Source organism: Mesorhizobium sp. M1088 (genome assembly GCF_040318575.1).
Taxonomy (GTDB): domain Bacteria; phylum Pseudomonadota; class Alphaproteobacteria; order Rhizobiales; family Rhizobiaceae; genus Mesorhizobium.
This window is the reverse complement of the sequence record NZ_JAMYMO010000024.1, coordinates 1-26,610: the sequence shown is the minus strand read 5'-3', so window position 1 is coordinate 26,610 and position 26,610 is coordinate 1. Positions and strand designations below refer to the sequence as shown.

General features: G+C 63.8%; 31 protein-coding genes and 1 tRNA gene. 14 read left to right on the top strand and 18 right to left on the bottom strand.

Translation table 11 applies throughout. The features are described from left to right. Positions 1 to 37 precede the first annotated feature (37 nt). Positions 38 to 829 carry a DUF3108 domain-containing protein gene (locus NKH49_RS23050; protein WP_352616079.1) on the bottom strand — a complete coding sequence of 264 codons (792 nt, stop codon included), beginning with the start codon at positions 827 to 829 and terminating at the stop codon, positions 38 to 40. Between the two features lie 612 nt (positions 830 to 1,441). Here NKH49_RS23050 and rpmB point away from each other — a divergent pair. The 3 genes from rpmB (at position 1,442) to NKH49_RS23035 (ending at position 3,239) form a co-directional block, all read left to right on the top strand. Further along, positions 1,442 to 1,738, top strand: a complete 297-nt coding sequence (gene rpmB, locus NKH49_RS23045; RefSeq protein ID WP_352505075.1) for a 50S ribosomal protein L28 — start codon at positions 1,442 to 1,444, stop codon at positions 1,736 to 1,738. Positions 1,739 to 1,820: 82 nt separating this feature from the next. Next, positions 1,821 to 2,501, top strand: a complete 681-nt coding sequence (locus tag NKH49_RS23040; RefSeq protein WP_352505074.1) for a queuosine precursor transporter — start codon at positions 1,821 to 1,823, stop codon at positions 2,499 to 2,501. Between the two features lie 63 nt (positions 2,502 to 2,564). Further along, a complete protein-coding gene (locus tag NKH49_RS23035) occupies positions 2,565 to 3,239 on the top strand; it encodes a spermidine synthase (RefSeq protein WP_352616083.1) in 675 nt (224 codons plus the stop codon). A gap of 56 nt (positions 3,240 to 3,295) precedes the next feature. On the opposite strand, the gene NKH49_RS23030 is transcribed toward NKH49_RS23035, so the two are convergent. The 6 genes from NKH49_RS23030 to NKH49_RS23005 form a co-directional block, all read right to left on the bottom strand. Further along, the gene (locus NKH49_RS23030) at positions 3,296 to 3,778 is read right to left on the bottom strand and encodes an SRPBCC family protein (protein ID WP_352505072.1); all 483 of its coding nucleotides are present in this window, start codon (positions 3,776 to 3,778) and stop codon (positions 3,296 to 3,298) included. After that, positions 3,775 to 4,143, bottom strand: coding sequence for an ArsR/SmtB family transcription factor (locus NKH49_RS23025; protein ID WP_352540338.1), 369 nt, complete (start codon positions 4,141 to 4,143; stop codon positions 3,775 to 3,777). Before NKH49_RS23025 ends, NKH49_RS23030 begins: the two co-directional genes overlap by 4 nt. A 188-nt stretch (positions 4,144 to 4,331) precedes the next feature. Next, positions 4,332 to 5,357, bottom strand: a complete 1,026-nt coding sequence (locus NKH49_RS23020; protein ID WP_352616086.1) for an esterase-like activity of phytase family protein — start codon at positions 5,355 to 5,357, stop codon at positions 4,332 to 4,334. After that, positions 5,354 to 7,252 (bottom strand): cobaltochelatase subunit CobT, encoded by a 1,899-nt coding sequence (gene cobT / locus NKH49_RS23015; RefSeq protein WP_352451202.1) that lies wholly within the window; start codon positions 7,250 to 7,252, stop codon positions 5,354 to 5,356. Before cobT ends, NKH49_RS23020 begins: the two co-directional genes overlap by 4 nt. Positions 7,253 to 7,263: 11 nt before the next feature. Continuing rightward, positions 7,264 to 8,250 carry a cobaltochelatase subunit CobS gene (gene cobS, locus NKH49_RS23010; protein WP_352616089.1) on the bottom strand — a complete coding sequence of 329 codons (987 nt, stop codon included), beginning with the start codon at positions 8,248 to 8,250 and terminating at the stop codon, positions 7,264 to 7,266. Between the two features lie 123 nt (positions 8,251 to 8,373). After that, positions 8,374 to 9,003, bottom strand: coding sequence for a J domain-containing protein (locus NKH49_RS23005; protein WP_036238769.1), 630 nt, complete (start codon positions 9,001 to 9,003; stop codon positions 8,374 to 8,376). A gap of 133 nt (positions 9,004 to 9,136) precedes the next feature. On the opposite strand from NKH49_RS23005, the gene NKH49_RS23000 reads away from it, so the two are divergent. Continuing rightward, on the top strand, positions 9,137 to 9,439 hold the full coding sequence (locus NKH49_RS23000; protein ID WP_352616092.1) for a BolA family protein: 303 nt from the start codon (positions 9,137 to 9,139) through the stop codon (positions 9,437 to 9,439). A 2-nt stretch (positions 9,440 to 9,441) separates the two neighbouring features. On the opposite strand, the gene NKH49_RS22995 is transcribed toward NKH49_RS23000, so the two are convergent. From NKH49_RS22995 to NKH49_RS22980, 4 genes are read right to left on the bottom strand one after another with little or no spacing between them, the layout of a single operon-like run. After that, positions 9,442 to 10,251 (bottom strand): alpha/beta hydrolase, encoded by an 810-nt coding sequence (locus NKH49_RS22995; protein WP_352616095.1) that lies wholly within the window; start codon positions 10,249 to 10,251, stop codon positions 9,442 to 9,444. 40 nt (positions 10,252 to 10,291) lie between these two features. Then, positions 10,292 to 11,188 (bottom strand): HlyC/CorC family transporter, encoded by an 897-nt coding sequence (locus tag NKH49_RS22990; protein ID WP_352471453.1) that lies wholly within the window; start codon positions 11,186 to 11,188, stop codon positions 10,292 to 10,294. After that, positions 11,185 to 12,327, bottom strand: coding sequence for a 3-dehydroquinate synthase (aroB, locus tag NKH49_RS22985; protein WP_352616099.1), 1,143 nt, complete (start codon positions 12,325 to 12,327; stop codon positions 11,185 to 11,187). The genes NKH49_RS22990 and aroB overlap by 4 nt, the downstream gene beginning before the upstream one ends. After that, positions 12,324 to 12,926 (bottom strand): shikimate kinase, encoded by a 603-nt coding sequence (locus NKH49_RS22980; protein ID WP_352616101.1) that lies wholly within the window; start codon positions 12,924 to 12,926, stop codon positions 12,324 to 12,326. Before NKH49_RS22980 ends, aroB begins: the two co-directional genes overlap by 4 nt. 158 nt (positions 12,927 to 13,084) lie before the next feature. Here NKH49_RS22980 and NKH49_RS22975 point away from each other — a divergent pair, with 158 nt between their 5' ends. The 5 genes from NKH49_RS22975 to NKH49_RS22955 all read left to right on the top strand — a co-directional run bounded on the left by NKH49_RS22975 (position 13,085) and on the right by NKH49_RS22955 (position 17,009). Beyond that, a complete protein-coding gene (locus tag NKH49_RS22975) occupies positions 13,085 to 13,234 on the top strand; it encodes a histidine kinase (RefSeq protein WP_352616104.1) in 150 nt (49 codons plus the stop codon). Then, positions 13,231 to 14,139 carry a site-specific tyrosine recombinase XerD gene (locus NKH49_RS22970; RefSeq protein ID WP_352616107.1) on the top strand — a complete coding sequence of 303 codons (909 nt, stop codon included), beginning with the start codon at positions 13,231 to 13,233 and terminating at the stop codon, positions 14,137 to 14,139. Before NKH49_RS22975 ends, NKH49_RS22970 begins: the two co-directional genes overlap by 4 nt. A 99-nt stretch (positions 14,140 to 14,238) precedes the next feature. Further along, positions 14,239 to 15,189, top strand: coding sequence for an acetyl-CoA carboxylase carboxyltransferase subunit alpha (locus NKH49_RS22965; protein ID WP_352471457.1), 951 nt, complete (start codon positions 14,239 to 14,241; stop codon positions 15,187 to 15,189). 210 nt (positions 15,190 to 15,399) lie between these two features. After that, entirely contained in the window at positions 15,400 to 16,728 is a 1,329-nt protein-coding gene (locus tag NKH49_RS22960) for a L,D-transpeptidase family protein (RefSeq protein ID WP_352616130.1), read from the top strand. A 5-nt stretch (positions 16,729 to 16,733) separates the two neighbouring features. Then, complete coding sequence (locus NKH49_RS22955; protein WP_352616109.1) at positions 16,734 to 17,009, top strand: sulfurtransferase TusA family protein; 276 nt, start codon at positions 16,734 to 16,736, stop codon at positions 17,007 to 17,009. A 194-nt stretch (positions 17,010 to 17,203) separates the two neighbouring features. Here NKH49_RS22955 and NKH49_RS22950 read toward each other — a convergent pair whose 3' ends face one another. Both NKH49_RS22950 and NKH49_RS22945 read right to left on the bottom strand, forming a co-directional pair. Further along, positions 17,204 to 18,316: a CobW family GTP-binding protein gene (locus NKH49_RS22950; protein WP_352927990.1), complete on the bottom strand. Its 1,113-nt coding sequence runs from the start codon at positions 18,314 to 18,316 to the stop codon at positions 17,204 to 17,206. 4 nt (positions 18,317 to 18,320) lie between these two features. Then, complete coding sequence (locus tag NKH49_RS22945; protein ID WP_352928020.1) at positions 18,321 to 19,499, bottom strand: D-alanyl-D-alanine carboxypeptidase family protein; 1,179 nt, start codon at positions 19,497 to 19,499, stop codon at positions 18,321 to 18,323. A 270-nt stretch (positions 19,500 to 19,769) separates the two neighbouring features. Between NKH49_RS22945 and NKH49_RS22940 the strand changes: the two genes are divergently transcribed. After that, positions 19,770 to 20,933 carry a M20 aminoacylase family protein gene (locus NKH49_RS22940; protein ID WP_352616115.1) on the top strand — a complete coding sequence of 388 codons (1,164 nt, stop codon included), beginning with the start codon at positions 19,770 to 19,772 and terminating at the stop codon, positions 20,931 to 20,933. 72 nt (positions 20,934 to 21,005) lie between these two features. Here the strand turns inward: NKH49_RS22940 and NKH49_RS22935 are convergent, their stop codons facing one another. From NKH49_RS22935 to NKH49_RS22920, 4 genes are all read right to left on the bottom strand, one after another. Beyond that, positions 21,006 to 21,152: a glycine zipper domain-containing protein gene (locus tag NKH49_RS22935; RefSeq protein ID WP_023677876.1), complete on the bottom strand. Its 147-nt coding sequence runs from the start codon at positions 21,150 to 21,152 to the stop codon at positions 21,006 to 21,008. A gap of 38 nt (positions 21,153 to 21,190) precedes the next feature. Beyond that, the gene (locus NKH49_RS22930; RefSeq protein ID WP_352616118.1) at positions 21,191 to 21,481 is read right to left on the bottom strand and encodes a hypothetical protein; all 291 of its coding nucleotides are present in this window, start codon (positions 21,479 to 21,481) and stop codon (positions 21,191 to 21,193) included. A 135-nt stretch (positions 21,482 to 21,616) separates the two neighbouring features. Then, a complete protein-coding gene (locus NKH49_RS22925; RefSeq protein WP_502907922.1) occupies positions 21,617 to 22,141 on the bottom strand; it encodes a hypothetical protein in 525 nt (174 codons plus the stop codon). A gap of 121 nt (positions 22,142 to 22,262) precedes the next feature. Beyond that, the gene (locus NKH49_RS22920) at positions 22,263 to 22,589 is read right to left on the bottom strand and encodes a DUF1330 domain-containing protein (protein ID WP_023677873.1); all 327 of its coding nucleotides are present in this window, start codon (positions 22,587 to 22,589) and stop codon (positions 22,263 to 22,265) included. A 338-nt stretch (positions 22,590 to 22,927) separates the two neighbouring features. Between NKH49_RS22920 and NKH49_RS22915 the strand changes: the two genes are divergently transcribed. Together NKH49_RS22915 and NKH49_RS22910 are read left to right on the top strand one after the other, a co-directional pair. Then, a complete protein-coding gene (locus NKH49_RS22915; protein ID WP_352616124.1) occupies positions 22,928 to 23,620 on the top strand; it encodes a winged helix-turn-helix transcriptional regulator in 693 nt (230 codons plus the stop codon). Between the two features lie 47 nt (positions 23,621 to 23,667). Further along, a tRNA-Arg gene (locus tag NKH49_RS22910) sits at positions 23,668 to 23,744 on the top strand. Here the strand turns inward: NKH49_RS22910 and NKH49_RS22905 are convergent. Beyond that, positions 23,739 to 24,644, bottom strand: a complete 906-nt coding sequence (locus NKH49_RS22905) for an alpha/beta fold hydrolase (protein WP_352471462.1) — start codon at positions 24,642 to 24,644, stop codon at positions 23,739 to 23,741. The two genes, NKH49_RS22910 and NKH49_RS22905, sit on opposite strands and share 6 nt — an antisense overlap. A 263-nt stretch (positions 24,645 to 24,907) precedes the next feature. On the opposite strand from NKH49_RS22905, the gene NKH49_RS22900 reads away from it, so the two are divergent. Together NKH49_RS22900 and NKH49_RS22895 are read left to right on the top strand one after the other, a co-directional pair. Next, complete coding sequence (locus NKH49_RS22900; RefSeq protein ID WP_352616135.1) at positions 24,908 to 25,534, top strand: hypothetical protein; 627 nt, start codon at positions 24,908 to 24,910, stop codon at positions 25,532 to 25,534. A 92-nt stretch (positions 25,535 to 25,626) separates the two neighbouring features. Further along, positions 25,627 to 26,514, top strand: coding sequence for a DUF1259 domain-containing protein (locus NKH49_RS22895; protein WP_352471465.1), 888 nt, complete (start codon positions 25,627 to 25,629; stop codon positions 26,512 to 26,514). The last annotated feature ends 96 nt before the right edge of the window (positions 26,515 to 26,610 follow it).

Here is a 26,610-nt window from a genome sequence, read left to right as displayed (position 1 = left end):
TCGCCCCCTGCCCATCGTTGGCGGCGCACCATCACGCCTATTCGTTTGCTTCGAACCGCTCCGCGCTGATCGTCAACGGGCCGATTTGCGTGCTGACCGTGGCGCGGATCGGCGCATATACGCCGCTTTGGCCGACCGGTGCAAACGTCACCATGATGCGGCTGCGTTTCTTCAGGTAGTTCAGCGCCTTGCGGTTCTTGCGGTAACCGGCCACCGGCTCGAAGCCCAGCCTGCAGGTGACCGTATCGCCCTTGTAGCCGGCCACCGAGATCGACCCTTTGGACTCGTAGGTCAGTTTCAGATCGGCACGCATTTCGCCGTCATAGAGCTTCACCGTGCGCCCGCAGACCTGGTCGAGGCTGTCGGCATGGATGACGGTCGCGGCCATCGGATCGAGGACCGATACGAGATGGCTGCCGACCAGCGGTATCCAATTCTCGGGATTGCGCTTCTTCGGCTCAGGCACGACCTTGGTCGAGGTGACGACGCCGTTGGCAAACTGGATGTCGATCATCGATGCCTTCTTGCCGGACGTGTAGTCGGCGTGGAACGCTTGCGGCTGCAACTGCTTGCCCGAAATCTTGCCCTTCGACGAGATCGTGCCTCGCGTATCGTCGAACAAAGTGGCGAGCCCGGCGGCGGAAACGCTGCCCTCGATCGAATAGCTGTCACCCTCGTACTGGCTGGAGAATTTCGCCTTGGCCACGGAGAGGCCGAGGAACGACACCGAATACTCGCCCGTGAAGGATTGCGGCTCAGCGGCCGAAACCGTCGTCGAAAGCGCGACGGCCATCAGCACGACCAGGGCATGGAGGAAAGAACGAGGCATGGCGGGTCCTTGATTGTCGACCGGACGGGGCGGCTCCGGTCTGGCATGTCCCTGTGCGATCGCTTATAGGCTGAATTCCGGCCTTAATGTGAAAGGCGCCGTCGGCAGGCAACGTTGGGGCTGGTCGACAGCCAAAATAAAAAACCCGCCTCGGCGGGCGGGTCGTTGGAGCCAATTAGCACCATACCGAAATTAGTAGCATAGCTGCCGGCACAAAGCAAGAACAAAATGTGGCCACCTGGAAAATCGCGACAGGTTTGCGCAGCCCCTCATCGCCCTGCCGGGCACTTCTCCCCGTATAGGGACGGGGAGAAGGTCGCCTTGCAAACGGTTTCGCCAATTTGCGGAGTTGCAGAAAGCGCCGAGCCTGCGGCCCAGCCCCTTCTCCCCGTCACTATACGGGGGAAGGTGCCGGCAGGCGGATGAGGGGCAGCGCCGGCATCGGTCATCTTTTGATTGATTCCCTTGGCACTAACCAACCCCAAGCTTGACGCCTCGGCGAAATGCAACTATGGAACGCCAACTTTTTCCATGAGGCCGCCTGACCGAAACCGCGCGCCACCCGGCGCGGGTCGAATGTTTGGCCAGGACCGAGAACCGAAGGTTAGAACCATGTCCCGCACCTGCGAACTCACTGCCAAGGCAGTCATGTCCGGCAACAATGTGAGCCACGCCAACAACAAGACCAAGCGTCGCTTCCTGCCCAATCTCGTCAATGTGACGCTGATCTCGGAAGCGCTGAACCAGAACGTGCGCCTGCGCATTTCGGCCAACGCATTGCGTTCGGTCGAGCATCGCGGCGGCCTCGACGCCTTCCTGGCCAAGGCCGATGCCAAGGAATTGTCGCAGCGCGCCCGCCTGTTGAAGAAGCAGATCGCCAAGAAGATCGCCGAGCAGCCGGCCGCCTGAGTTTTTCGGCGGCAGCCGCCTTCCAGGGCGTGGTCCGAACTCCGGATCGCGTTCCGCTGGTTCCATTACCCAGGATAAAAAAATGATTTTCCTCTCGCGGTACCTGCCCTTCGTGGCGGCCATGGCGCTCGTCGTCGTGGCCTCGAACATCCTCGTGCAGTTCCCGATGCAAGGTTCAATCGGCGGGCTGTCGCTGGCCGACATCCTGACCTGGGGCGCCTTCACCTATCCGTTCTCCTTCCTGGTCACCGATCTCGCCAACCGCCGCTATGGGCCGGCGGTGGCGCGCAGGATCGTCTTTGTCGGCTTCATGACAGCGGTGATCTGCTCGATCGTCATCCCACCGCTGCTGTTTCGCCACGGCCTGATCGAATTCGAGACCGCCGCCGACCGGCTGGTGCGCATTGCCGCTGCCTCGGGCGCCGCCTTCCTCACCGCGCAGTTGCTCGACGTCACCGTGTTCAACCGGCTGCGCCGGCAGAGCTGGTGGCGCGCGCCGATCGTCGGCACGCTGGTCGGCTCCGTTTTCGATACGGTGGTGTTTTTCACCGTCGCCTTCGCGGCGGCGTTCGCCTTCGCCGGGCCCAACGACGGCTTTGCGCTGGAAACCGCGCCGCTGATGGGCGTGCTGCCGGTCGAGACTATGCGCTGGATTTCCTGGGCGCTCGGCGATCTCGGCGTCAAGCTGGTCATAGCGGTGGTGGCGCTGATCCCCTACCGGCTGCTTGCCGCCCGCTGGAGCCAGCCGGCACTGGCGGCATAGAAGCATGATCCCGAAAAGTGGGAACCGGTTTTCGGACAAGATCATGCTCAAAGACTATCGAGCATGATCCCCTGGCTTCAACTGGACTCGGCAAAAACGCCTGACGGCGGACAGGAACTCCGCCTGAAGCGGCGCGGCGGCGAATTCTCGATCATGCTTGGCGCGAACGAGCTGATGAACAGCCGGCTCAGCGGTTCCGAAGAGGCGCTTGCGAAACTGTCCTGCCAAAGGATTGCCGGCCGCCGGACCCCAAACATCCTGATCGGCGGCCTCGGCATGGGCTTTACCTTGCGCGCGGCGCTGGCCGAGCTCGGCGACGGTGCGCAGGTCGCCGTTGCCGAACTGGTGCCGGCAGTCGTGATTTGGGCGCGCGGCCCGATGGCCGAGCTGTTCGGCGGCTGCCTTGATGACCGGCGCGTCAGCATTCGTGAGACCGATGTCGGTCAGCTCATCCGTTCGCAAGCATCGACCTGGGACGCGATCCTGCTCGATGTCGACAACGGCCCCGAAGGCATCGTCTACAAGGCCAACGATGCGCTCTACAGCGCAGCCGGCCTGATCAGCGCGAGAGCAGCTCTCAAGCCCGGCGGTGTGCTGGCGGTCTGGTCGCAGGGCCCTGACGCAGGCTTCACCCGAAGGCTCAAGCAGGGCGGCTTCACGGTCGAGGAGGTCAAGGTGCGGGCTCACGGCAAGCGCGGCGCCCGTCACATCGTCTGGCTCGCGACCAAGGGGCAATAGGCCACCTCGCAATCCGGGCCGGCCTTGTTGACGCCGCCCGGTACGTCCACGAACCTCTACTTCGCCTTCTGAAGCTCGGCGGCAAGCGCCTGCAGCAGCCCGCGTGTGCCCTCCTCGCGCCCTTGCGCTGAATCGACGCCATCGAAGAACGCACCCTGTTCGGTATAGGTCAGGCGGGTGCCCTCGCCGGAAGGTGCAAGCTCGACCGTGGTGAGCGACGCCGACAGCGGCTGCGCCCCGACCGCCATCCGGTAGGAAAATACGATGCGCCGGTCAGGGACGATGTCCTGGAACTGCGCATCGAGCCTGATCTCCGGGCCGCCCTGGTAGCTGAACCGCGAAACCTCGCTGCCGCCGACACGGAAATCGAAGGTGAATTCGGCGATGGTGAAGCCGTCGCCTTCGACGCGCCAACGCCGCACCGTCGCCTTGTCGGCAAAGGCGAGGAAGACGCGTTCGCGCGATTGCGGGTAGGTCCGCTCGATCGTGAAGCTTGAATGGATGACGGACTGGTCGTTCACGGGGGCAATCTGGTTCATTTCTTTTCGTCCTTTTCCTGGTCGTGGGGTGTTGCGTCCGGTTGGTCAGTCTCCGCCAGGATCTGGCCGAGACGGTCGAGCTGGCGTTCGGCCGGTGTACGGCGGGCGGCGATCCAGTCGGCGAGCGGGGCTAGCCCGCCGGGCTCGATCCGGCAGGTGCGCACGCGTCCGACCTTCTCGCTGCGGATCAGCCCGCACGCTTCCAGCGCCTGGAGATGCTGGAGTACGGCGGCGAAGGTCATGCCGAACGGCTCCGCCAACTGGCTGACGGTGGCCGGCCCGCGGCTCAGCCTTTCCAGGATTGCCCGGCGCGTCGGCTCGGCAAGAGCCCGCAGGATGCTGTCGATCTCGGAATACTTAAGCATGGACTTGAGTATTTCGCCGATGACACAAATTGTCAAGTCACGACTAAAGTATTTTTGCAGATGGTGAGAGCCGGCTGGAAAACCCGCGACGCGGGTCATTGCCAGGGGAAATTGCAAGGGAAATTGCCTGCGCTGCAAAACGGCGCGGAAACGCCAGCGATGCTGTCAGCCAGCAGGCCGGTCGCGCGTCAATCCTCGTGCAGCACAAATTCCAGGTAAAGATTGCGCTGCAGGATCGAGTGGTTGTCGTCGGACATCAGCGACACGATCAGCGCGCCATCGTCGCGGGTCCAGACGTCGAGCGCTTCCATGTTGTCGATCTGGTAGCCCATGTCGGCTTCGAGCAGCACCGGCCCGTCGGCGACGGCGCCCTTCTCGACGCCTTCGCCATAGATGCGCCGCAGCCGCATCTTGACGCCGCCGGCCATCGAAAAACTGCGCTCCAGAAGCAACAGGTCGCCGTCCGGCAGGAAGGCGCCGTCGGTGATGTCGAAATCGCCATTGCGCTTGACGGTGAAGACGCCCTTGTGCGGCCCTTCGATGATCGCGGCAAAGATGTTGCCGGCCTTGTCGAGGCTCTTTTCCGACACCACGACCAGTCCGCCCGCGTGCTGCCCGTTGGGGTTGGCGCGGGTGACGGTCTCAAAGCCGCGATTGCGGCGAAGTTCCCAGGCTGGAATCAGGAAGCCCAATTGCCTGAACGGCGCCTTCATGCCGTCCGGATCGATCTTGAACTCTGCGATACGGTGATCGCCCTCGAAACCGACCGTGGCAATGCCGTCCTTGACCGCGAGGCCTTCGGCATCGACCGCCCATTTCTCGTCGATCGGCTGACCGGCCGCATCGACCATCTGCTGCATGCGAAAATTCTGGATGCCGGAAGGCCGCTTCTCGGCATCGTGGACGAGGGTGCCGAAGAACCAGAAGCCGGTGTCGGCGACGCCGATGAAATCGCTGCCGGGCTCGAGGAACCGAAGTGCCGACAGCGCGCCGAAATCGCGCGTCGACGAGGTCATTTCGAGCCCGCCGATGAATTCGAGCGGCCCGAACTGTTTGTCCGGCCGGCCGATGTGGAATTCGCTGATCGGCCGTGCCGAGATTTCGGCCGGCTCGACCGAGGCCGGCCCGGCAGCGACAGCCGGCGCCAAACTGACGCCCAACAACGCAATGGCGGCCAAAAGCTTCTGCCAAAAGCCGCCGCGGGAAAAAATCATCCGGCGCGCCGCATGCCGCCGCGCCGCGTGTCGCGCACGGTTTCCTCGGCGAACAGCGAGGCCAGCTGCTCGGTCATGGCGCCGGCCAGTTCTTCGGCATCGACGATGGTGACGGCGCGGCGATAGTAGCGGGTGACGTCGTGGCCGATGCCGATGGCCAAAAGCTCGACCGGCGAGCGCGTCTCGATGAGCTCGATGATGGCCCGCAGATGCCGCTCGAGATAATTGCCCGGATTGACCGACAGCGTCGAATCATCGACCGGCGCGCCGTCCGAGATCATCATCAGGATCTTGCGCTGCTCCGGCCGCGCGATCAGCCGGTTGTGCGCCCACAGCAGCGCCTCGCCGTCGATGTTTTCCTTGAGCAGGCCCTCGCGCATCATCAGGCCGAGGTTGCGGCGCGCCCGCCGCCACGGATGGTCGGCGGATTTGTAGATGATGTGGCGCAGATCGTTGAGCCGGCCGGGGTTCGGCGGTTTGCCTTCCTTCAGCCATTTCTCGCGCGCCTGTCCGCCCTTCCAGGCGCGGGTGGTGAAGCCGAGGATTTCGACCGAGACGCCGCAGCGTTCCAGCGTGCGCGCCAGGATGTCGGCGCAGGTCGCGGCGACGGTGATCGGCCGGCCGCGCATCGAACCCGAATTATCGAGCACCAGCGACACCACCGTGTCGCGGAATTTGGTATCGCGCTCCTGCTTGAAGGACAAAGGCTGCATCGGGTCGATGACGACGCGCACCAGCCGTGCCGGATCGAGATAGCCCTCTTCGAGATCGAAATCCCAGGAGCGGTTCTGCTGCGCCATCAGACGGCGCTGCAGCCGGTTGGCCAGCCGCCCGACGACGCCGGAAAGGTTGGCGAGCTGCTTGTCGAGGAAGGCGCGCAGCCGGTCGAGCTCCTCCTCCTCGCACAGTTCCTCCGCACCTACGGTCTCGTCGAAGGCGGTCGTGAAGACCTTGTAGTCGATCTCTTTCGGCAGATTGGTGAAGGGATTGTCGTTGCGGCGCGCCTCGCCGGGCGTCTCCGCATCGGCGTCGTCATCGTCGGAGAGATCCTCGGCGGTGGCGTCGGAGGCTTCCGTCTCGGCCGATTGCTCGTCGTCCGACGATGCCTCTGTATCCTCGGACTGCGACTGCTCGGAGCCGGAATCGTCTTCGCCGCCCTCCTCGCTCTGCTCCTCGCCTTGCGGCTGGTTTTCGTCGTTGTCCTCGGAGTCTTCCGTCTCCTGGTCGTCGCCGAGCTCCTCGGCCATTTCCATGGAGGCGAGCATCTCGCGCACGACGCGGGCGAACGCCTGCTGGTCGTCGAGCTTTGCCGACAGCCCGTCGAGATCGGCACTGGCCTTTTCCTCGACCCAGGGGCGCCAGAGATCGACCAGCCGTTCGCCGCTCTTCGGCACAGTGCGGCCGGTCAGCTTTTCGCGCACCATCAGCGCCAGCGCTTCCTCGATCGGCGCGTCGGCCTTGTCCTTGACGTCGACGAGGTTGGCCCTGGCGTATTTGTCCTCCAGCATCGAGCCGATATTGTCGGCGACGCCCTGCATGGCGCGGCTGCCGATCGCCTCCACCCGGGCCTGCTCTACCGCGTCATAGATGGCGCGGGCCTGTTTGCCTTCCGGGGCCAGCCTGGTGTGGATGCGCGCATCGTGGCAGGCGCGCTTCAGCGCCATGGAATCGCCGAGCCCGCGGGTGATGGCGATGTCCGCCTTCGATGCCTTCTTCGGCAGTTCCGGTAGCCGGGCGCGGCTGCCGGCCAGTGCCGGCCGATCCTTGGCGAAGCCGACCTCGAGATCCTTGTCGCCGGCGATGGCGCGCATGCAGACGGTAACCGCGCGCTTGAAGCTGTCGTTCTCAGCGCCGGTCTTGGATTTGTTTCGCGTATTGTCGCCCGGACCCGCCATCGAGACTCTGCTTAGCCCAGCACCACATTGGCAGCCGATTCCGGCAGATCCTCGCCAAAGGCGCGTTGGTAGAACTCGGCCACCAGCGAGCGTTCGAGCTCGTCGCATTTGTTGAGGAAGGTCAGCCGGAACGCCATGCCGATATCGCCGAAGATCTCGGCATTCTCGGCCCAGGTGATAACCGTGCGCGGGCTCATAACCGTCGACAAATCGCCGTTGATGAAGGCCGAGCGCGTCATGTCGGCGACGCGCACCATCTTGTTGACGATCTCCTTGCCCTTGCCGTCGCGATAATGCTTGGCCTTGGCCAGCACGATGTTCACCTCATTGTCGTGCGGCAAATAGTTCAGCGTGGTGACGATCGACCAGCGGTCCATCTGCGCCTGGTTGATCTGCTGGGTGCCATGATAGAGGCCGGTGGTGTCGCCCAGCCCAACCGTGTTGGCGGTCGAAAACAGCCGGAAGGCCGGGTGCGGGCGGATGACCCGGCTCTGGTCGAGCAGCGTCAGCCGGCCCGACGATTCCAGCACGCGCTGGATGACGAACATCACGTCCGGGCGGCCGGCATCGTACTCGTCGAAGCACAGCGCGACATTGTGCTGATAGGCCCAGGGCAGGATGCCGTCGCGGAATTCGGTGATCTGCAGCCCGTCCTTGACGACGATGGCGTCCTTGCCGACGAGATCGATGCGGCTGACATGGCTGTCGAGGTTGACGCGCACGCAAGGCCAGTTGAGGCGGGCGGCGACCTGTTCGATATGCGTCGACTTGCCGGTGCCGTGGTAACCGGACACCATGACCCGGCGGTTATAGGCAAAGCCGGCGAGGATCGCCATGGTCGTGTTCTTGTCGAACAGGTAGTCCGGATCGATGTCGGGGACATGCTCGCTCGTCACCGCATAGGCCGGCACCACCATCTTGGAGTCGAAGCCGAATATCTCCTTCACCGACACCGTGGTGTCGGGCAGGTTGGCGATGTCGCGATCGACCTTGTTCATCTCTATCAACGTCTCCACAAGCGAAACGCCGCGTTTCGCCGGCAATCGATTTTGTTCGGGGGCGGTCTTAGAGCCTTTTCCAACCTTATGAAAGTTGGAAAACGACACGAACCGTAAGGTCGCTCAGCACAAACCTGCCTGCTTGAGCACGCGATACGCCTGGAGCACATCGCGGAACCGGTCTTCCGAACCTCTGTCGCCGCCATTCGCATCCGGATGGTGGCGTTTCACAAGTTCCTTATAGCGCGCCTTGATATCCTTGCCAGTTGCCTTTGTATCAAGGCCAAGCGTTTCCAGTGCCTTGGCCTCAAGCGGCTTGGCCTTGCGCTCGCGTGCTTCGCGCGGGTCCTTCGGGCCTTTGAACAGGTCGAACGGATCGCGCATGCGATTGTAGTAGCCGGCGCGACCGGAGCGCGCCTGGGCAAAGTCCGGCGAGGAGCGGGTCGATGCGCCGTTGACGCCCATTTTCCAGGTCGGCCGGTGGCCGGTCATGGCTTCCTTCTGGAAGCGGGCGATCTCGGTGTCGGGAACGCCCGAGAAATAATTGAAGCCTTTGTTGTACTCGCGCACATGGTCGAAGCAGAACTGGAAATACTCGCCTTCCTTCATCCGTCCGACCGGGGCACGGTGGGTACCGGCCTCCTTGCAGCCATCCCACTGGCAGATCGGCGAACGCGACTTCAACTCCGCGTCCTTCTCCGGGCGGATGCGAATCTTTTCGAAATATTTTGGGTACGGCTTCATCTCACCCATTTATGGGCTGTTCGCGCATGCGAAACAAGAATTGACATTTTCGCGATGATCGCCCTAACCGCTGAATCGCGGCATAAAACCGGCGAATTGCGAATTTTGTGCGATGACATAGATGTGGTGAAGGGAAGCGGCGATGTCCATACAGGCAACGATGGAAGACAAGCTGAAAAAGGCGTTTTCGCCGGAACGGCTGGCCGTCATCAACGAAAGCCATCTCCATGCCGGCCATCATCATGTGGATTCCGGCCATCACGCGACCTTCGACGGCGCCGGCGAGACGCATTTCCGCGTCCGCATCGTCGCGCCAGCCTTTGCCGGCATGAGCCGCGTCGAACGTCACCGCGCCGTCAACACATTGCTGGCCGAGGAATTGAAATCCGGCGTGCACGCCCTGGCGATCGAGCCGGCGGCGCCCGGCGAAAAGACCCGCTGGTAATTTCAGCCGAGGCTCGCCCTCAGGAAAGCCATCACCGCGGCGGTCAATGCATCGCCCTCGGTGCCGAAGTCGCGATTGATCGACATGTGCGAATAGGCGCTGCCGTCGAACAGCGTGACCCTGGTTCCGGTGGCGCGCAGACGCCCGGCGAAGGCCTGCGCGTCCGCCGCGCGGGCTTTCGCCCGCGAATGGGCGATGAAGGTCGGCGGGTGCTTGCGGCCTTCCACATAGGTGACAGGCGACAGCGCGCGCCACTGTGCCGGATCGGGAAAGGCGCGGGCATAGACCCCTGCCATGCCGCCGCTTCTGGCCAGCGCCTCCAGATCGTAGGCCCTGGTGTCGTCGAGAACCAGCGCTGCGACGCCGGGCAGGCCGCCGCGCAGCCCGGTCAATGCGACGAGATGGCAGCCGGCCGAATGGCCCATGGCGACGATCCGGTCCGGATCGCCGCCATGCCTGGCGATGTTGGCGCGGACGTAACGATAGGCCAGTTCGACATCTGCCGCCTGGGTGGCGACGTCGGCCTTGGGCAGCATCCGGTAGTCGATCGAGACGAAGCCGAAGCCATTGTCGAGCAGGAATTGCGGCTTGGCATTGACGTTGCCGCGGTTGCCGACTCGCCAGGCGCCGCCATGGACGAAAAAGACGACCGGCAGGCCGCTTGCGCCGTCGCGGGAATAAATGTCGAGCTTGGCCGGCCCATAGTCGAAGGTTTCGGGCGACGGCGAACGCAGCCGCAATGCCGCCGCAGCCTGTCCCGGCAGCAGCGCCGCCATCGACGCCAGAAGCAGGCTTCGCCGATCGATCTTCATCAACGCCTGACTGCCCACGGCTGCCACAAGGTGCGCACTGTCATTCTCCAAGCATCGCCGGCTTGATCCTCAGCCGCGCGATACGGTTCTTGTCGCGCTTCATGACGACGAAGCGCTTGCCGTGAAACGTAAAGGCCTGCTTTTCGTCCGGGATCGACTGCGCCTCGTGGATGACAAGGCCGGCGATGGTGGTGGCTTCCTCGTCCGGCAGGTTCCAGTCGAGCGCCCGATTAAGGTCGCGGATCGGCACCGTGCCGTCGACGACGACGGAGCCGTCGGCCTCCTGCTTGACGCCCTGGATGTCGATGTCGTGCTCGTCGGCGATCTCGCCGACGATCTCCTCGATGATGTCCTCCAGCGTCACCAGCCCTTCGACCTCGCCATATTCGTCGACGACGATGGCGAAATGCGCCTTGCGGCGCAGGAAGGCATTGAGCTGCTCCTGAAGCGTCGTGGTGTCGGGCACGAACCACGGTTTCGACGCGATCTTCATCACGTCGATCCTGGAAAAATCGTTGCCGACCTCGTTCAGCGCGCGCAGCAGATCCTTCGCGTGCAGCACGCCGACAATGTTGTCGAGCGAACCCTTCCACAACGGCATGCGGGTGTGCGGGCTCTGCAGGATCTCGCGCACCACCGCTTCGGGCGGGTCGTCGGCGTTGACGGAGCGCATATTGGTGCGGTGGACCATGACGTCCGACACTTCGAGCTCCTCGAGGTCGAACAGGCCGCCGATGCGGGCGCGGTCCTCGCGCACCACCTGGCCGTCGCGGCGGAAATCGTCGACGGCGCCGCGCAGTTCCTCGCGCGCAGAGCGCTGCGGCTCCATGCGTTGCAGCTCGTAGCCGAAGGCGGCGAGCAGGCGCCGGCGCAAGACGAAGCCCAGCACGCCGAGGCCGGCGAGCACGGCAGCCGCGATCCAGCCGGCCTGGCTCATCCCGGCCGGCTTTCCTGCCGACCCGGATGGTTCTCCCGGAGGAACGCCAGCACTTCCGAGGCCGGCACATCCCTGGCGATGAAGGCCTGGCCGACGCCGCGCGTCAGGATGAAGGTCAGCGCGCCGCGCGACACCTTCTTGTCCTGGGTGATGAAGGAGAACAGCGTCTCGGCGTCGGGCAGTTCGCCTGGAATGTCGGCCATCCGCCAGGGCAGACCGACGGCGCGAAGATGCGCCTCGACACGCGCCGCGTCGTCGGGGCTCGCCAAATTGAGCCTTGACGAAAAGCGGTGCGCCAGCGCCATGCCGATGGCGACGCCCTCGCCATGCACGAGCCTTGCGCCGTCATAGCCGATCGCCGCCTCCAGCGCATGACCGAAGGTGTGGCCGAGATTGAGCAACGCGCGGTCGCCGGTCTCGAACTCGTCGCGGGCAACGACGTCGGCCTTGGCACGACAGGCCTCGGCGATGGCCGCAGCCCGCTCCGGCCCGCCGGCAAACACTTGACGCCAGTTTTCTTCCAGCCAGGCGAAAAACTCGGGCCGGTCGATCAGCCCGTATTTGGCCAGTTCGGCATAGCCGGCGCGAAACTCGCGGATCGGCAGCGTGTCGAGCACTTCGGTGTCGGCCAGCACCAGCTTCGGCTGGTGGAATACCCCGACCAGGTTCTTGCCGCGCTTGCTGTTGATGCCGGTCTTGCCGCCGACGGAGGAATCGACCTGCGCCAGCAGCGAGGTCGGAACCTGCACGAAGTTCATGCCGCGCCGCGCGATGCCGGCGGCAAAGCCGGCGAGGTCGCCGACGACGCCGCCGCCGAGCGCGATGACGACGTCGCCGCGCTCCAGCTTGGCGGCCAGCACGCCGTCGACCACCTCTTCGAGATGCGCAAAGCTCTTGGTCTTTTCGCCTGGCGGCAGCGTGATGACGGCATGTTGGATGCCACCGCTTGCCAGGCCGGCCGCAAGCGCTGCGAGATGCGCCCTAGCGACGTTTTCGTCGGTGACGACCGCCGCCCGCGTCCCCGGCAGACGGCGCGAGATCTCGGCGCCGGCGCGTGACAGCAGGCCGGGGCCGATCAAGATATCGTAGGCACGCTCGCCAAGCCCGACTTCGACAGTGACCGTTGCATCAGCGCTCACGACCGCACCTCGTCGATGTCGGCAACGCCGAGATGGCCGCGCAGCGCGTCCACCACTTCAGCGGCAATGATCTCCTTGCGGTCGTCGCGGGTCGGCACGACGACATCGGCCGCGGCATAAACCGGGTAGCGTTCCGCCATCAGCCGTTCAAGCACGGCGCGCGGATCGGCGCTTTTCAGCAGCGGCCGGTTCTGTTTCTTGGAAACGCGCTCCATCAACAGGTCGATCTCGGCCTTCAGCCAAACCGAAACGCCATGGCTGGCGATCGCCTCGCGCGTCTGCGCGTTCATGAAGGCACCGCCGCCGGTCGACAGCACCTGCGGCCCGTGCTCCAGCACACGCAGGATGACGCGCTGCTCCAGTGCCCGGAACTCCGCCTCGCCATAGCGCTCGAACAGGTCCGGGACGCTCATGCGCGAGACGCTTTCGATCTCCTGGTCGCTGTCGATGAAGGGCAGTGCCAGCATCGCCGCCACCTTGCGGCCGATCGCCGTCTTGCCGGCGCCCATCAGCCCGACAAAGACGATGGAACGGCCGCCCAGCCGGCCGAGCAGCGCGGCATGGCTCTCGCCCGGAGGATTTGCTGGTAGCGCGTTCATGCTTCTAGGGCCTCTTTGGCGGCGTATCGACATCAAAAGCCTGTTTGCGTCAAGCGCGGCGCAACCGGGACTATGGGCTTCACCCTTGAATTGGCCGGATTGGCGTCTCATAAGGGCACAGGGTTGGAAATGCAGAATAAGACGACGGGCGAAAATTAATGCCAACACTGTTTCGCTTTGTCGTGACGCTCGCGATTCTGGCCGGCATTGTCTATGGCGCGATGTTCGCCCTGGTCATGTTCGTCGAGCCGAGGAAGGCGGAAATGAGCGTGCGTATCCCTCCGGAAAAGCTCTATCCCAAAAAATGAACAGCGCCGCTCGCATCGAAGCCTTCCTGGAGATGATGAGCGCCGAGCGCGGCGCCGCCGAAAACACGCTTTCCTCCTATCGCCGCGACCTCGAAGACGCTTCCGCCGGGATCGGCGGTGGGCTTGCCGCTGCCACCAGCGCCGACATCCGTGCCTATCTCGACGACATCGCCGCGCGCGGCTTTGCCGCCACCTCGCAGGCGCGCAAATTGTCGGCGATCCGGCAGTTCTTCAAGTTTCTCTATGCCGAGGGCCTGCGCGGCGACGATCCGACCGGCACGCTGGACAGCCCGAGGAAGGGCCGGCCGTTGCCGAAGACGATGAGCGAAGCCGATACCGGCCGGCTGCTCGACCGCGCCGCGCAGGAGGCCTCCATGCATGGCGCCGACAGGCTGGCGGCGCTGCGCCTGCACGCGCTGGTCGAGGTGCTCTACGCGACCGGCTTGCGCGTTTCGGAGCTGGTCGGCCTTCCCGTGACGGTGGCGCAGCGCGACGATCGCTTCTTCATGGTGCGCGGCAAGGGCAACAAGGAGCGCATGGTGCCGCTGTCGGCCAAGGCCCGCACCGCGATGCGGGCCTGGCTTGCCGCCCGGGCGGCAGTGCCGGCTCTTGCCGACAGCCCGTTCCTGTTTCCGGCCGCCGCCGACAGCGGCTATCTCTCGAGACAGGTCTTTGCCCGCGAGCTGAAGGGGCTTGGCGCGCGAGCCGGCATTGCCACGGCGAAGATATCGCCGCATGTGCTGCGCCATGCTTTCGCCAGCCATCTCTTGCAGAACGGCGCCGATCTCAGGGCCGTGCAGCAGCTGCTCGGCCATGCCGATATTTCAACGACGCAGATCTACACGCATGTGCTGGAGGAGCGGCTGGTGCGTCTGGTCAACGATCATCATCCGCTTGCCGACTAGGCGTCATGTCGCTATGTGAGAACGACGCTCCACCGCGCCCAGCCTGCATTTTCGGGCTTGCGTCAGTCATTGCCTTCCGACTTGCCGGTTCGCCCAAGAATGTACAATTACCTCGATTTCGAAAAGCCTGTGCAGGATCTCGAAGGCAAGATCCTTGAGCTGAAGAAGCTTGCCGAGAACGGCGAGGCGGTCGACGTCGGCGATGAGATCGCCCGTCTCGAGAAGCGCTCGCGCGATGCGCTGCGCGACGCCTACAAGGCGCTGACGCCATGGCAGAAGGTGCAGGTGGCGCGCCATCCGGACAGGCCGCATTGCATCGACTACATCAAGGGCCTGCTTACCGATTTCACGCCGCTTGCCGGCGACCGCAATTTCGGCGAGGACCAGGCGATCGTCGGCGGCTTCGCCCGCTTCCGTGGCGAGCCGGTGGCGATCATCGGCCAGGAGAAGGGTTCCGATACGGCAAGCCGGCTGAAGCATAATTTCGGCTCGGTGCGGCCGGAGGGCTACCGCAAGGCGGTGCGGCTGATGGAACTCGCGGACCGCTTCCAGATCCCGCTGCTGACGCTGGTCGACACGGCCGGCGCCTATCCCGGCGTCAACGCCGAAGAGCGCGGCCAGGCAGAAGCCATCGCCCGCTCGACCTCGGCCTGCCTTGGCCTGAAGGTGCCGTCGATCTCGGTGGTGATCGGCGAAGGCGGCTCGGGCGGCGCCATAGCGATCGCCACCGCCAACCGCGTCTACATGCTCGAACACGCCATCTATTCGGTGATCTCGCCGGAAGGCGCCGCCTCGATTCTGTGGCGCGATACCACGCGGTCCAAGGATGCTGCGACCAACATGAAGATCACGGCGCAGGACCTGCTGGAGCTGAAGATCATCGACGCCATCATCGCCGAGCCGCTCGGCGGTGCCCATCGCGCCCCCGAAACGGTGATCGCCGCCACCGGCGACCTCATCGCCAGGACGATGAAGGAATTCTCCGGCGCCAACACCGACTTCCGCGAGCATCGCCGCGAGAAATACCTGGCGATGGGCCGCAATCTGTAACCAACGCAGGCACGCGGCCTGAAATGTGGCGGCGTGAACCAGTTTCGCCACAAAAATGCCGCTGCATTCGGCTCAGTGAGCTTAACGTAAGGGGACGCGCCGCATGCTTGCGGTAAGGAATTTTCAAGGTTAACGGGCTTAAGGTCCGTCAGCGGTCGGTTTAGCAGCTGCGGCATCCGCGGCGCAGAGATGAAGACGATAGCCATATCCATGTTTGCCAAGCTTGCCCGCACCGGAGTTCTGATCGCTGCGATCGGCGTCGCCGGCTGCAATGACGCTTCGATGAAGGATTTTGCGCCGCAAGCCAACAAGCCGCTGCCGGACAAAGTCCTGGCCGAAATGAAAGCCAAGGGCATGGTCCGCACCTCCTCGGTGATGGCCCGCATCTTCAAGGAAGAAGGCAAGCTCGAAATCTGGAAGGCCAAGACCAACGGCCGCTACGACCTGGTCGCCAGCTACGACATCTGCAAATGGTCGGGCAAGCTCGGCCCGAAATTCACCGAAGGCGACCGCCAGGCGCCGGAAGGCTTTTACACGGTCCGCCCGGCACAGATGAACCCGCGGTCGAATTACCACCTGTCCTTCAATATCGGCTACCCGAACGCCTATGACCGCGCCAATGGCCGCACCGGTTCCAACCTGATGGTCCATGGCGCCTGCTCGTCGTCCGGCTGCTATTCGATGACCGACGCCCAGATCGAGCAGATCTACGCTTTCGGCCGCGACGCCTTCCAGGGCGGCCAGACCGAGTTTCAGATCCAGGCTTTTCCGTTCCGCATGACCGCCGCCAACATGGCGCGCTATCGCAACGACCCGAACTACGAATTCTGGAAGATGCTGAAGGTTGGCTACGACAATTTCGAGGTCACCAAGGTGCCGCCGAAAGTCGACGTCTGCGAGAAGCGCTACGTGTTCAACCAGGTTGCGGCCGACGGCTCGACCTTCAATCCGACCGGCCCTTGCCCTCCGACCACCCAGCCCGATTCGCTGAAGAGCGCCATCAACGCCTATCAAAGCACCTATGAGGCGGCCTTCAACGGCGCCATAAAGGCCAGCGTGCCGGCGCCCAAGCCAACCATCGCCGGGATCAAGGAAGCCAGCATCGTTTCCGACTGGTCGAAGCGGCGTGCCCGCGGCGAACGCGTTCCGATCGAGCCGCCCTCGCTCAACCCGGACGGCACGGTGGCCGAAACGGCGCGCATGGGCCGCATCGATTCGCCGGCGGGCCGCAAGATGGCAGCGCTCGACGCCGAAAAGGCTGCCAAGCAGAAGGCCGAGGAACAGCGGCTTGCCGCGATAGAAGCGGCGAAGGCAGCGAAAGCGGCAGCCAAGGCGCAAGCCCTGGCCGAGAAGGAAGCCGCCAAGGCGCAGGCATTGGCCGAAAAGGATGCTGCCAAGTCGGCGGCCGAAGCGCCTGTCGCGACCGCAACCGTCGCGCCATCCGCGGAGGCCGTTCCGGTCGCCGAAACGCAGGCTGCGGACGCCGAAAGCACGGCGACAAGGCTGAAGAAGAAACTGCTCGGCATGTTTGGCGGCTGAGGTTCATGCTTGAACAGGAAGATGGGGGCCAGGAAGACAGGCCCTCAACCAGCCCCGCCGCCGTCTACGACCTCAAAGGCTTGAACTGCCCGTTGCCCGTGCTCAAGGCAAAAAAGCGCCTGGCCGCAATGCAGCCGGGCAGCCGCCTGTGGCTCGAAACCACCGACCCGCTCGCCGTCATCGACATTCCCGCCTTCTGCGCCGAGAGCGGCCATCGGCTGATCGAAACGACGACGATGGCAGGCGGCCACCGCTTCCTGGTCGAGCGCGGGATCGGCTGAGTCTCGACTTAGCTCGTTCTGGCGAAAGCGGCTGAGCGGGATAATCTCCCCCCTTGAGGGGGAGATGGCCGGCAGGCCAGAGGGGGTTGCCGCGCGTGAAGCGCCAACCTTTTCTTTCGTCCCACAGGGGGTCGCGCCAGCCGAGGCGACCCCCTCTGTCGCCTTCGGCGACATCTCCCCCTCAAGGGGGGAGATCACGATCCGGCAATAGCCAGCGGGTTGCTTTCCAGTGCTGCGCGATCCGGCGTGTCGATCGACGGCCGGTTGGTGAAGGCGGCGAACAGCCGCCGGACATAGTCTTCGGGCATGTCGAGCGTGATCAGCACCAGCCTGGTGCCGCGCTGGCTGTCCGGCCAGGCCGGCAGTTGCACCGGCGGATGCAGGATCTTCTGCACGCCATGGATAACCAGCGGCCGCGACCGGTCTTCTGCAAGCTCGATGACGCCTTTCATCCGCAAAAGGCGCTCGCCATGCGCCGAGCGCAACAGATCGAGGAACATCTCGATTGCCGAAAACGGCACCGGCCCGTCATGAACCAGCGAATACGAACGCACGCGGGAATCGTGCCTGTGGTCATGGTGATCATGGTCGGCATGGTCATGCCCGCCGTGGTCATGCCCGCCGTGGTCATGGTCGTGGCCGGCTTGTTCGCCGAGCCAACGCTGCACATCGACGGATTTGGTGGCCGGATTGTAGAGGCCGCTATCGAACAGGGTCGCAGTGCTTGCCTCGCCCGCGTCGAGCACCACGGCACCCGGGTTAAGCTGCCTGAGCCGCGCCCGCAACGCCTTGGCGTCGCCTGCATCCGTGGTCAGGTCGGCCTTGCTGAGCACGATGCGATCGGCGACGGCCACCTGCTTCACCGCCTCGACATGCGCATCGAGCGTCGCATTGCCGTTGACGGCATCGACCAGGGTGATGACGCCGTCGAGTCGGAAGGCCTGGACCAGGGCCGGGTGTGCCATGATCGACTGCAGCACGGGGGCGGGATCGGCGAGCCCGGTGGTTTCGACGATGACGCGGGCAAGCTGGTCGATGCGGCCGGTCTGCAGCCGGTCGACGAGATCGGCCAGCGTGTCGACCAGTTCGCCGCGCACCGTGCAGCAGAGACAGCCGTCGGAGAGCTGGATGATGCCGTCGGAGGCCTGCTCGACCAGGAGATGGTCGATCGCCACCTCGCCGAACTCGTTGATGATGACGGCGGTGTCGGCGAGCGCCGGATCCCGGAGCAGCCGGTTGAGCAGCGTCGTCTTGCCGGCACCGAGAAAGCCGGTGAGCACCGAAACGGGGATCGGGAAGCCGGCCATGCGGCTAGTTCAGCGCCTTGGCCGGCTGCTGGACCTGCGCGGCGGTGGCGGATCCGGCCACAACTGGCTCGGCGCCGGCCGGCGGCGCCCGGTCCGGCCGCCATGTCGGCAGCGGCACGTCGGCATATTCCTGCCCGGAAGCGTCGAGCATCGCCTTCGGCTTCGGCCCCGTGGCGCCGCCGAGGCCGACGGCGATCAGCGTCGGTACATGGTCGAGCTTTTCCTGATAGGGCGATTTCGGCACGTCCTTGCCCTTGTCGCCGACCGCGGGGGCGGCCTCCGACTGCTCCTCGACCGGCTTCTTCTTGCAGATTTCGTCATTCATGTCGTTGGCCGACATGGTGTCCCCATAGGCGGGCAGCGCCGCGACCGTCAGCCAGCTCGGCGCCGGGGTTGCAAAACCCTGGTCGAGCAGTTTTGCCGCCGCCTCGGCGCGGGTGACTGCCGATCGTTCGCCGAGCACCACGGCGACCAGGGTGCGGCCGTTGCGGGTCGCCGAGCCGATCATGTTGAAACCGGACGAGCAGACGAAACCCGTCTTCATGCCGTCGGCACCCGGATAGCGGCCGATCAGCAGGTTGTAGTTGGAGATCGCCTTCTTGCCGACGGCAAGGCCTTCGATCGAGAACCAGGGGGCATATTGCGGAAATTCCTTGCGAATCGCCATCACCAGCAAAGCGAGATCGCGCGCTGTCGTATACTGGTCCGGCGAATAGAGCCCGTTCGGATTGACAAAATGGGACCCGCTCATGCCGAGCCTCTGCGCTTCGGCGTTCATGCGTTCGGCGAAAGCCGCTTGCGAACCGCCGATATTCTCGCCGACCGCCATGGCGATATCGTTGGCCGATTTGACCAGCATCATCTTCAGCGCATTGTCCAACCGCATCACCGAGCCCGGCTTGAAGCCCATCTTGCTCGGCGGCTCGCCGGCGGAATGTTTCGTTACCTTGATCGGCGAATCGAGCTGGACCTCGCCCGCGGCAATCGCCCGAAACGCCACATAGGCGGTCATCAGCTTGGTCAGCGACGCCGGGTACCAGCGCCTGAACGCCTCCTGGTGCTGCAGGATCTTGCCGCTGTTCAGGTCGAACAGGATTGTCGGATTGGCCAAGGCAGGCCCGGCCAGCGACGCAAGCACCACCGTGCCCGCCACCAACAGTCTGAGGAAATGCCTGTAGCGCATCATGAAAACCGAAATAGCCTCTTGCCGCAGTCGCACCTGGCTCCGTAAGATTTCGTTACACGATCGCCAGGATAATGGTCCGGCCCTCTGTTCCCGGACCACAGTCGCGGTGCTATTTACTCTATGTGACGTCAACATGGCAAAGTGCTGCCGATCACAATGTGGAAGCAGCAGCACAATGCAAAGCAGCGTGCATGGTTGCAAGGCAGCAGGCACAATTGCAAAGCAGCAGGCCAAGACCGCCTGCTCCAACAGCGAAATGGAATTATCATGCCGATCCTGAACCGAGCCGCCGAAATGCAGGACGAGGTGGCCGGCTGGCGCCGCCATTTGCACCAGACGCCGGAGCTGAATTTCGACGTCTTCAAGACCGCCGCTTTCGTCACCGAGAAGCTGAAGGCTTTCGGCTGCGACGATATCGTGACGGGTTTGGGCAAGACCGGCGTCGTCGGCATCATCCGCGGCCGCCACGGCGAAGGCTCGACCATCGGCCTGCGCGCCGACATGGATGCCCTGCCGCTCAACGAGATCACCGGCAAATCCTATGCCTCGACCGTCCCCGGCAAGATGCACGCCTGCGGTCATGACGGCCACACCGCAATGCTGTTGGGTGCCGCCAAATACCTCGCCGAAACGCGCAATTTCGCAGGCTCCGTCGCGGTCATCTTCCAGCCGGCCGAAGAGGGCGGCGGCGGCGGCAACGAGATGGTCAAGGACGGTATGATGGAGCGCTTCGCTATCTCCAAGGTTTTCGGCATGCACAACATGCCGGGCCTGCCGGTCGGCCAGTTCGCCATCAGGCCGGGCCCGATCATGGCGGCGACCGCCGAATTCACCATCACCGTCAAGGGCCGGGGCGGCCACGCGGCGATGCCGCACGGCACCATCGATCCGATCGTCATCACCAGCCAACTCGTCGGCGCATTGCAGACGATCGCCTCGCGCAGCACCGATCCGGTCGAGGCGGTGGTCGTCTCGGTGACGAAATTCCACGCCGGCGACGCCTATAACGTCATTCCCGAGACCGCCGAGATCGCCGGCACCGTACGCACGCTGAAGAAGGAAGTCGCCAAGAAGGCAGAGGAGCGCATCCGCGCACTTTGCCAAGGCCTGGGCGCTGCCTTCGGCGCGACAATCGAGGTTGATTACAATGCCAATTACCCCGTCACCTTCAACCATCCGGAAGAGACGGTCTTTGCCAGCGACATCGCGGCCGACGTCGCCGGCGACAGCCATGTGCACCGCGCCATCCAGCCGGTGATGGGCGGCGAGGATTTCTCCTACATGCTTGAAGCGCGGCCGGGCGCCTTCATCTTCATCGGCAATGGCGATACCGCCGGCCTGCACAACCCAGCCTACGACTTCAACGACGAGGTCATCCCGCACGGCATGAGCTATTGGGTGAAGCTGGCGGAAACAGCGCTGGCGGCGTAGCCCTTCCGCATCGGCTGTGCGGCGACCGCCGCACCTCTGGGTGGCAAAATCGGGCAGGACATGTTCTGCTGGTCACTTCCGGCCGGACGACTTCCGGGCAAGGCCGAAGGCAATGCCCAGAGCAATACCTATACCAATGCCCGCAACAATGTTGTCCAACACGACGCCGATAGCCACGCCGATCACGACGCCGAGTGTGAGGTGTTTGGCATCCATCATGCCCGGTCATGTAGCGTGGAAGGGAAGAGCCGCAACCGCTACGGTCCGCTCTTCGGATCCTCGACCTCCAGCGCCTCCATGACCGGCGCCAGCTCATTGTCATCGGCAGCCTGCGGCTCTTCGCCTGTCCTCGCCTTCGTCAGGGCTGCCTCGATCGCCTCCTGGATATTGCCGAGTTCGTCTTCGCGAACCTCGTGGCCATAGCCGGCAGCATCGGCATCCTGCTCGAATTGCTGCGCCAGGACGGCGACGCTCACCTCGCTCTCGGGCGGCAGATTGCCGACATTCTCCTGCAGCCACGTTTGAAAGAACTCTTTGGTGGCGCTCATGCGATGTCTCCTTCGGGACACTAAAGCGCGCCGGCATCCCGAAAGTTCCGTTATCTGAGCCGTCTTTGCGCCCGTTGCCGGCTGCCCCGCAATTCAGCGCGGCCAGGCGGCGTTGGCGCCGCCTGGCTCGGCTGCTTACTGGCTGGCAGCAGTCGTCGGTTCGCACGACACGTTCGGGTTCATGTCGGCGAACGCGCCGGTCGGGTTGCCCTTCCAGGCCCAGACATGCAGCTCGTAGAACGGGCCGAGGCCATAGCGATTGGGCGCACTGTTGAAGTTGAACAGATGCCCGTCGAGCGAGGCCGGGCCTTTCGAGGTGATGTATTCGACCGCGATCAGTTTTAGCGTGCCGTCGGCCATCGGCTCGTACATCACCGCTTCCGGCTTGGCGACATCGACAGCGTCGTCCTTGAGGTAGCCGGGATTGACGTAATGGATGCCCATGGCGCCGCCGGTGATGCCGCTGGCGCAGGGGATCGGCGCATAGCCCTCAGCGGTCGCCGCCGCCACATTCTCGAAGCGGCTGTTGGCCGCGCGTACCTTGTCGGCCAGCGGATTGGGACCGGGCGCGGGCGCTGCCTGATGCGCCTGCGCCAGCGCGGTGCAGGCCGACAGCAGCGCCGCGGCAGCGAGGAACTTGTTGCGAAAGTTGATTGTCATAGTCATTCCATTCTTCTTGAAAAGCACAGCCCGGCCGGCCGCCGGAGGTAAGGAGGTCCGGCAGGTGGGCGCTGTGGCTGTTGTTGCTGGGAGATCCCTGTCCCGATGCGACGAATGCCGATCATCCCTTCGGCAGATAGGGGATGGTTCCGGCCAGATCGGAATTGTCGATCAGCTGGAAACGGCTGTCGCTGCCGCCCTGACGGGCCGAAACGAAGGGTGCGTAGGCAGGATCGTCGGTGAAGGCGCGAGCCGCGGCCTCGGTCGGGAACGCCATCAAGGCAATCAGCGTGGTGTCGAGCGGCTTGCCTTCGAGCGTCTTCACATTGCCGCTGCGCGACAGATATCTGCCGCCGTGCTTGTGAACGAGGTCGTGGACCGACGCGGCATAGGCCGGCATCCACTTCGGGTCCCTCACCTTGATGTCTGCGATAACGTAAGCGGTCATGGGTCATGTCTCCTGGTCGTGCACAGGGTATCCCGTGCAGCGGCAGAGGGGTCGCATGGCAAGGGTCGCGCCAGCCAGTCCCCGATCTGTACTGGTGTGGCGAATCCGAAATTCGCATTCACTTTGGAGCAACGCAGCGAGCGAATTTCGGATTCAAAAGCCACACCAGCAAGTGCTTGGATTTCCAGTGTGGTTTTGGATTTGAAGTTCCTAACGCTGATGCCACCCAGAAAGCAGGAACTTCAAATCCACCACACTGGGCCGGTACAGTTTCTGTACTCGCCGTGCCGCCGGGGAAGGCCTATGATCCCGGCTGAGTTTGAGGGGAAGGCAACATCATGACCCAGTCCGGATACAAGCAGTTCTGCCCGCTATCGATGGCCGCCGAGGTGCTGTGCACCCGCTGGACCATGGTTCTGCTTCGCGAATTGGTGGCGGGCTCGACCCGTTTCAACGATCTGCGCCGCGGCGTCCCCAAAATGTCGCCGACCCTTCTGTCGCAACGCCTCAAGGAGCTCGAGCTGGCCGGGATCGTCGAGCGCAAGGAGGTGCGCGGCGAGAAAGGCATCTTCGAATACCGGATGACCGAGGCAGGCAGGGATCTCCGTTCCGTCGTCGAGGCGATGGGTTTTTGGGGCCAGAAATGGGTCGAGTCGCGGCTGTCGCTGAAGAACCTCGATCCATCGCTGCTGATGTGGGACATGCGGCGCAATCTCAACGCGTCGCCGCTGCCCGACGGGCGCACGGTGATACAATTTCTGTATCAGGAGCTCCCCGCCTCCAAGCGGTCATGGTGGCTGATCGTCGAGAAGCACGGCGGGGTCGACCTCTGCTGGTACGATCCGGGCTTCGATGTCGATCTCTACGTCTCGACCGACCTGCACACCATGACCGAAATCTGGATGGGGCTGATCACCGTCGAGAAGGCCGGGCCGAAAGTCATCTTGACGGGCGACCAGGACATCGCGCGCAAAATGCAGACCTGGCTCGGCCTGAGCCCGTTCGCGGTCGAACCCAAGCGAGCGGCCTAGCTGCCTCTTGGCGAAACGTCCCGAAGCGGTTATGTGTCGGGCCGCGTGGTCCCGTAGCTCAGTAGGATAGAGCGGCAGATTCCTAATCTGTAGGTCACAGGTTCGATTCCTGTCGGGATCACCACGCTTTCAACTGGTTACCTGACGGTCGCGTCGGTGCTCGGCTGTGAACGCGTGCGAGGAAGTCGCGCACCAACGCAAGCGCCTCATCGAAATGGGTTTCCAGTAGCCAGTGGCCGGCGCCATCGAGGAGATGGAGCTCTGCTTGCGGCAAGTCGCGCTTGTAGGCGCGGGCCGATGCGGCCGGCATATAGCCATCCTCGGGACCCCAGACGATCAGTGTCGGTGGTTGCCGTTCGCGCAGATAAGCCTGGTATTTCGGGAACCAGTTGAGGTTCGCCTCCAGCTTCTCCATCAGGCCGACCGCAAGCCGCCGACGGGGCGGCGTGTCCATCAGAGGCCAATGGAGTTTCCACAGATCCGGTGGCACGCGCTCGGCCACGGCCTCGCCAACCTCACCGATGAACTCGTGCCGGAAGCCCTCCTCGCTCACCGCTTCTTCCAGCGGGCGATGCTTGTCGGGCGTCTTGTCGTTCCAATACGCCTTGATGGCTGCGTATTTCGGGCCGAGCACGTCTTCGTAGATGTCGCCGTTTTGGATGATAAGCGCGGCAACGCGCTCCGGATAGGCGATGGCGTGGCGCAATCCGATCTGCGAGCCGTAATCGTGCAGCCAGAGCGCATAGTGAGACAGGCCGAGCGCGTCCGCGAAAGCCGCCAAAAACCCGGCATAGGTCTCGAAATCGTAGCCGAATGCAGCCATGTCGGGCGTAGCGCTGTAGCCGAAGCCAGGAAAATCCGGGGCGAACGTGTGCCAGCGATCAGCCAGTCCGGGCATCAGCCTTCGAAACTGATAGGACGAACAGGGATAGCCGTGCGGCAGCAGAAGCACGGGAGCGTCGGCCGGGCCTTCCTCGCGAAAGAAGACAGTAATTCCGTCAACTCTGATTTGGCGGTGTCGCAACTTTGCCTCCTCGATCGAAAGGCTCCGAAAATGACTGGTAACCCCCGCATCCCGTTGTGAGCGCCTGGATCCGAAACTCATGATCAGGTCGAGGGTTCCCGGTCGCGCCGGTGACAGCGGCCAAGGAACCTGCCGCCGATCAGATCGTTTCGCGGTATCTGGCTAAGGCCAATCGGAGCGGAGGCAGACATGCCGCATGCTCACAATCGCGGGACACCGAACACGGGCCGGCTCTGCCAGTTCGGGGCTTGGCGCGATGCTGCGTGACGATGCTGCGTGACGTCGACTATGTCCTGCAAAAACTCGACTGGATGCGCGCCGAAGGCATCTGGCCCAACGGCTGGCGTTATCTCTGGACCGATGCCTTTGGGGTCGTGCTCTACGTCTCGCTTTATGCGGAAACTGGCGAAGAGCGCTGGCTGGGCGAAGCCGCGCGGCTGGTGGCCGATGTCGAGCGTGTGCTCGGCCGCCGGCGCGGACTGAGGATCGGCGAAGCGGCCGATCGCGACGGCCAGTATTTCCACTATCTGGCGATGTGGCTGTTCGCCCTGGCGCGTCTCGGCGATCTGAAGCCGGAATACCGCAAGCGCGGCATTGCGCTGGCGCGCGGCATTCACCCGGCATTTGTGGTCCCTGGCCGCGGCGTGATCTGGAAGATGCAGGAGGATCTGAGCAGCCCATATCCCGGCTACCGTCTCGGCAGCATGGATGCCTATGACGGCGACGTGGCGAAGCGGTTTGCCGAACTGGAAAAATGGGCGAGAAAGAACCTTCCGGTCGGCGACGTCGTGGGGCGCTGGTGCAATGAGGATTATGATACGGCCGACAGGATTCCATATGCCGGCGAGCCCGATCCAAAAATGGGCTCGAGCGCGACCCGGCGATCGTAATCATTGCCGCGATCATGCGCGGCGCCGACCCTCCCGCCACGAAGCCAGCAGCCGCATGACAAATTGGGGGGCAGATCACAAGGAGAAATCCCATGCATGCAAAACTCGTGACCGGAGCAATGCTGATCGCGATGTCGGCGCTGCTCCAACCGGCATCGGCGGCACCCGATTGGCAAACAATCGCTAAGGCGCTCGGCAAATCCGGAACCGAGACGCCTGATGGCGTCTACCGGGTCGGGCTGCCGCGAACGGACCTGAAGGTTTCGCTCGACGGCGTGGCCCTGAAACCCGGATTTGCGCTTGGAGGCTGGATTGCGTTCGAACCCATGGGAGATCAGGCAATGGTTATGGGCGACATCGTTCTGACGCAGGACGAGGTGAACCCGGTCATGAAGAAGCTTGAAGAAAGCGGGATCGAGATCACTGCGGTACACAACCACTTGCTGCGCGCGGAGCCGATGACACTCTACATGCACGTCTTCGGCCAGGGCGACCCGGTTACGCTCGCCACAGCGCTTCATGCCGGATTGGCGCTGAGCAAAACACCGATGGGAGGCGGCGCCCAGCCGCAAGCCGCACCACAGATCGAGTTCGACACGGCCGGTGTCGACCAAACCATCGGTTATAAGGGTAAGGCCAATGGCGCGGTGTACCAGTTCACGATCTCGCGCGCTGAGCCGGTCGAGGAAAATGGAATGGAAGTGCCGGCGGCCATGGGCTCGGCAATAGCGATTAACTTCCAATCGACAGGTGGCGGCAAGGCGGCGATCACGGGTGATTTTGTGCTGACAGCAAAGGAGGTCAATCCGGTTATCAAAGCCATGCTGGATAACGGCATCGAGATCACCGCGTTGCATAGCCACATGCTCGATGAGCAACCGCGGCTCTTCTTCATGCATTTCTGGGCGTACGACGATGCGCAGAAGCTGGCGAAAGGACTGCGCGCAGCCCTCGACAAGGTCGCCGTCAAAAAGAGCTAGATTGGGCGTCCGCGCGCGCGTCCAACGGCGGAGTTCGGCCGACTCGGAGCGATCGTCGGCCTTCTTCCCGCCGCCTCGGGAATGGTTCTCTGGCAC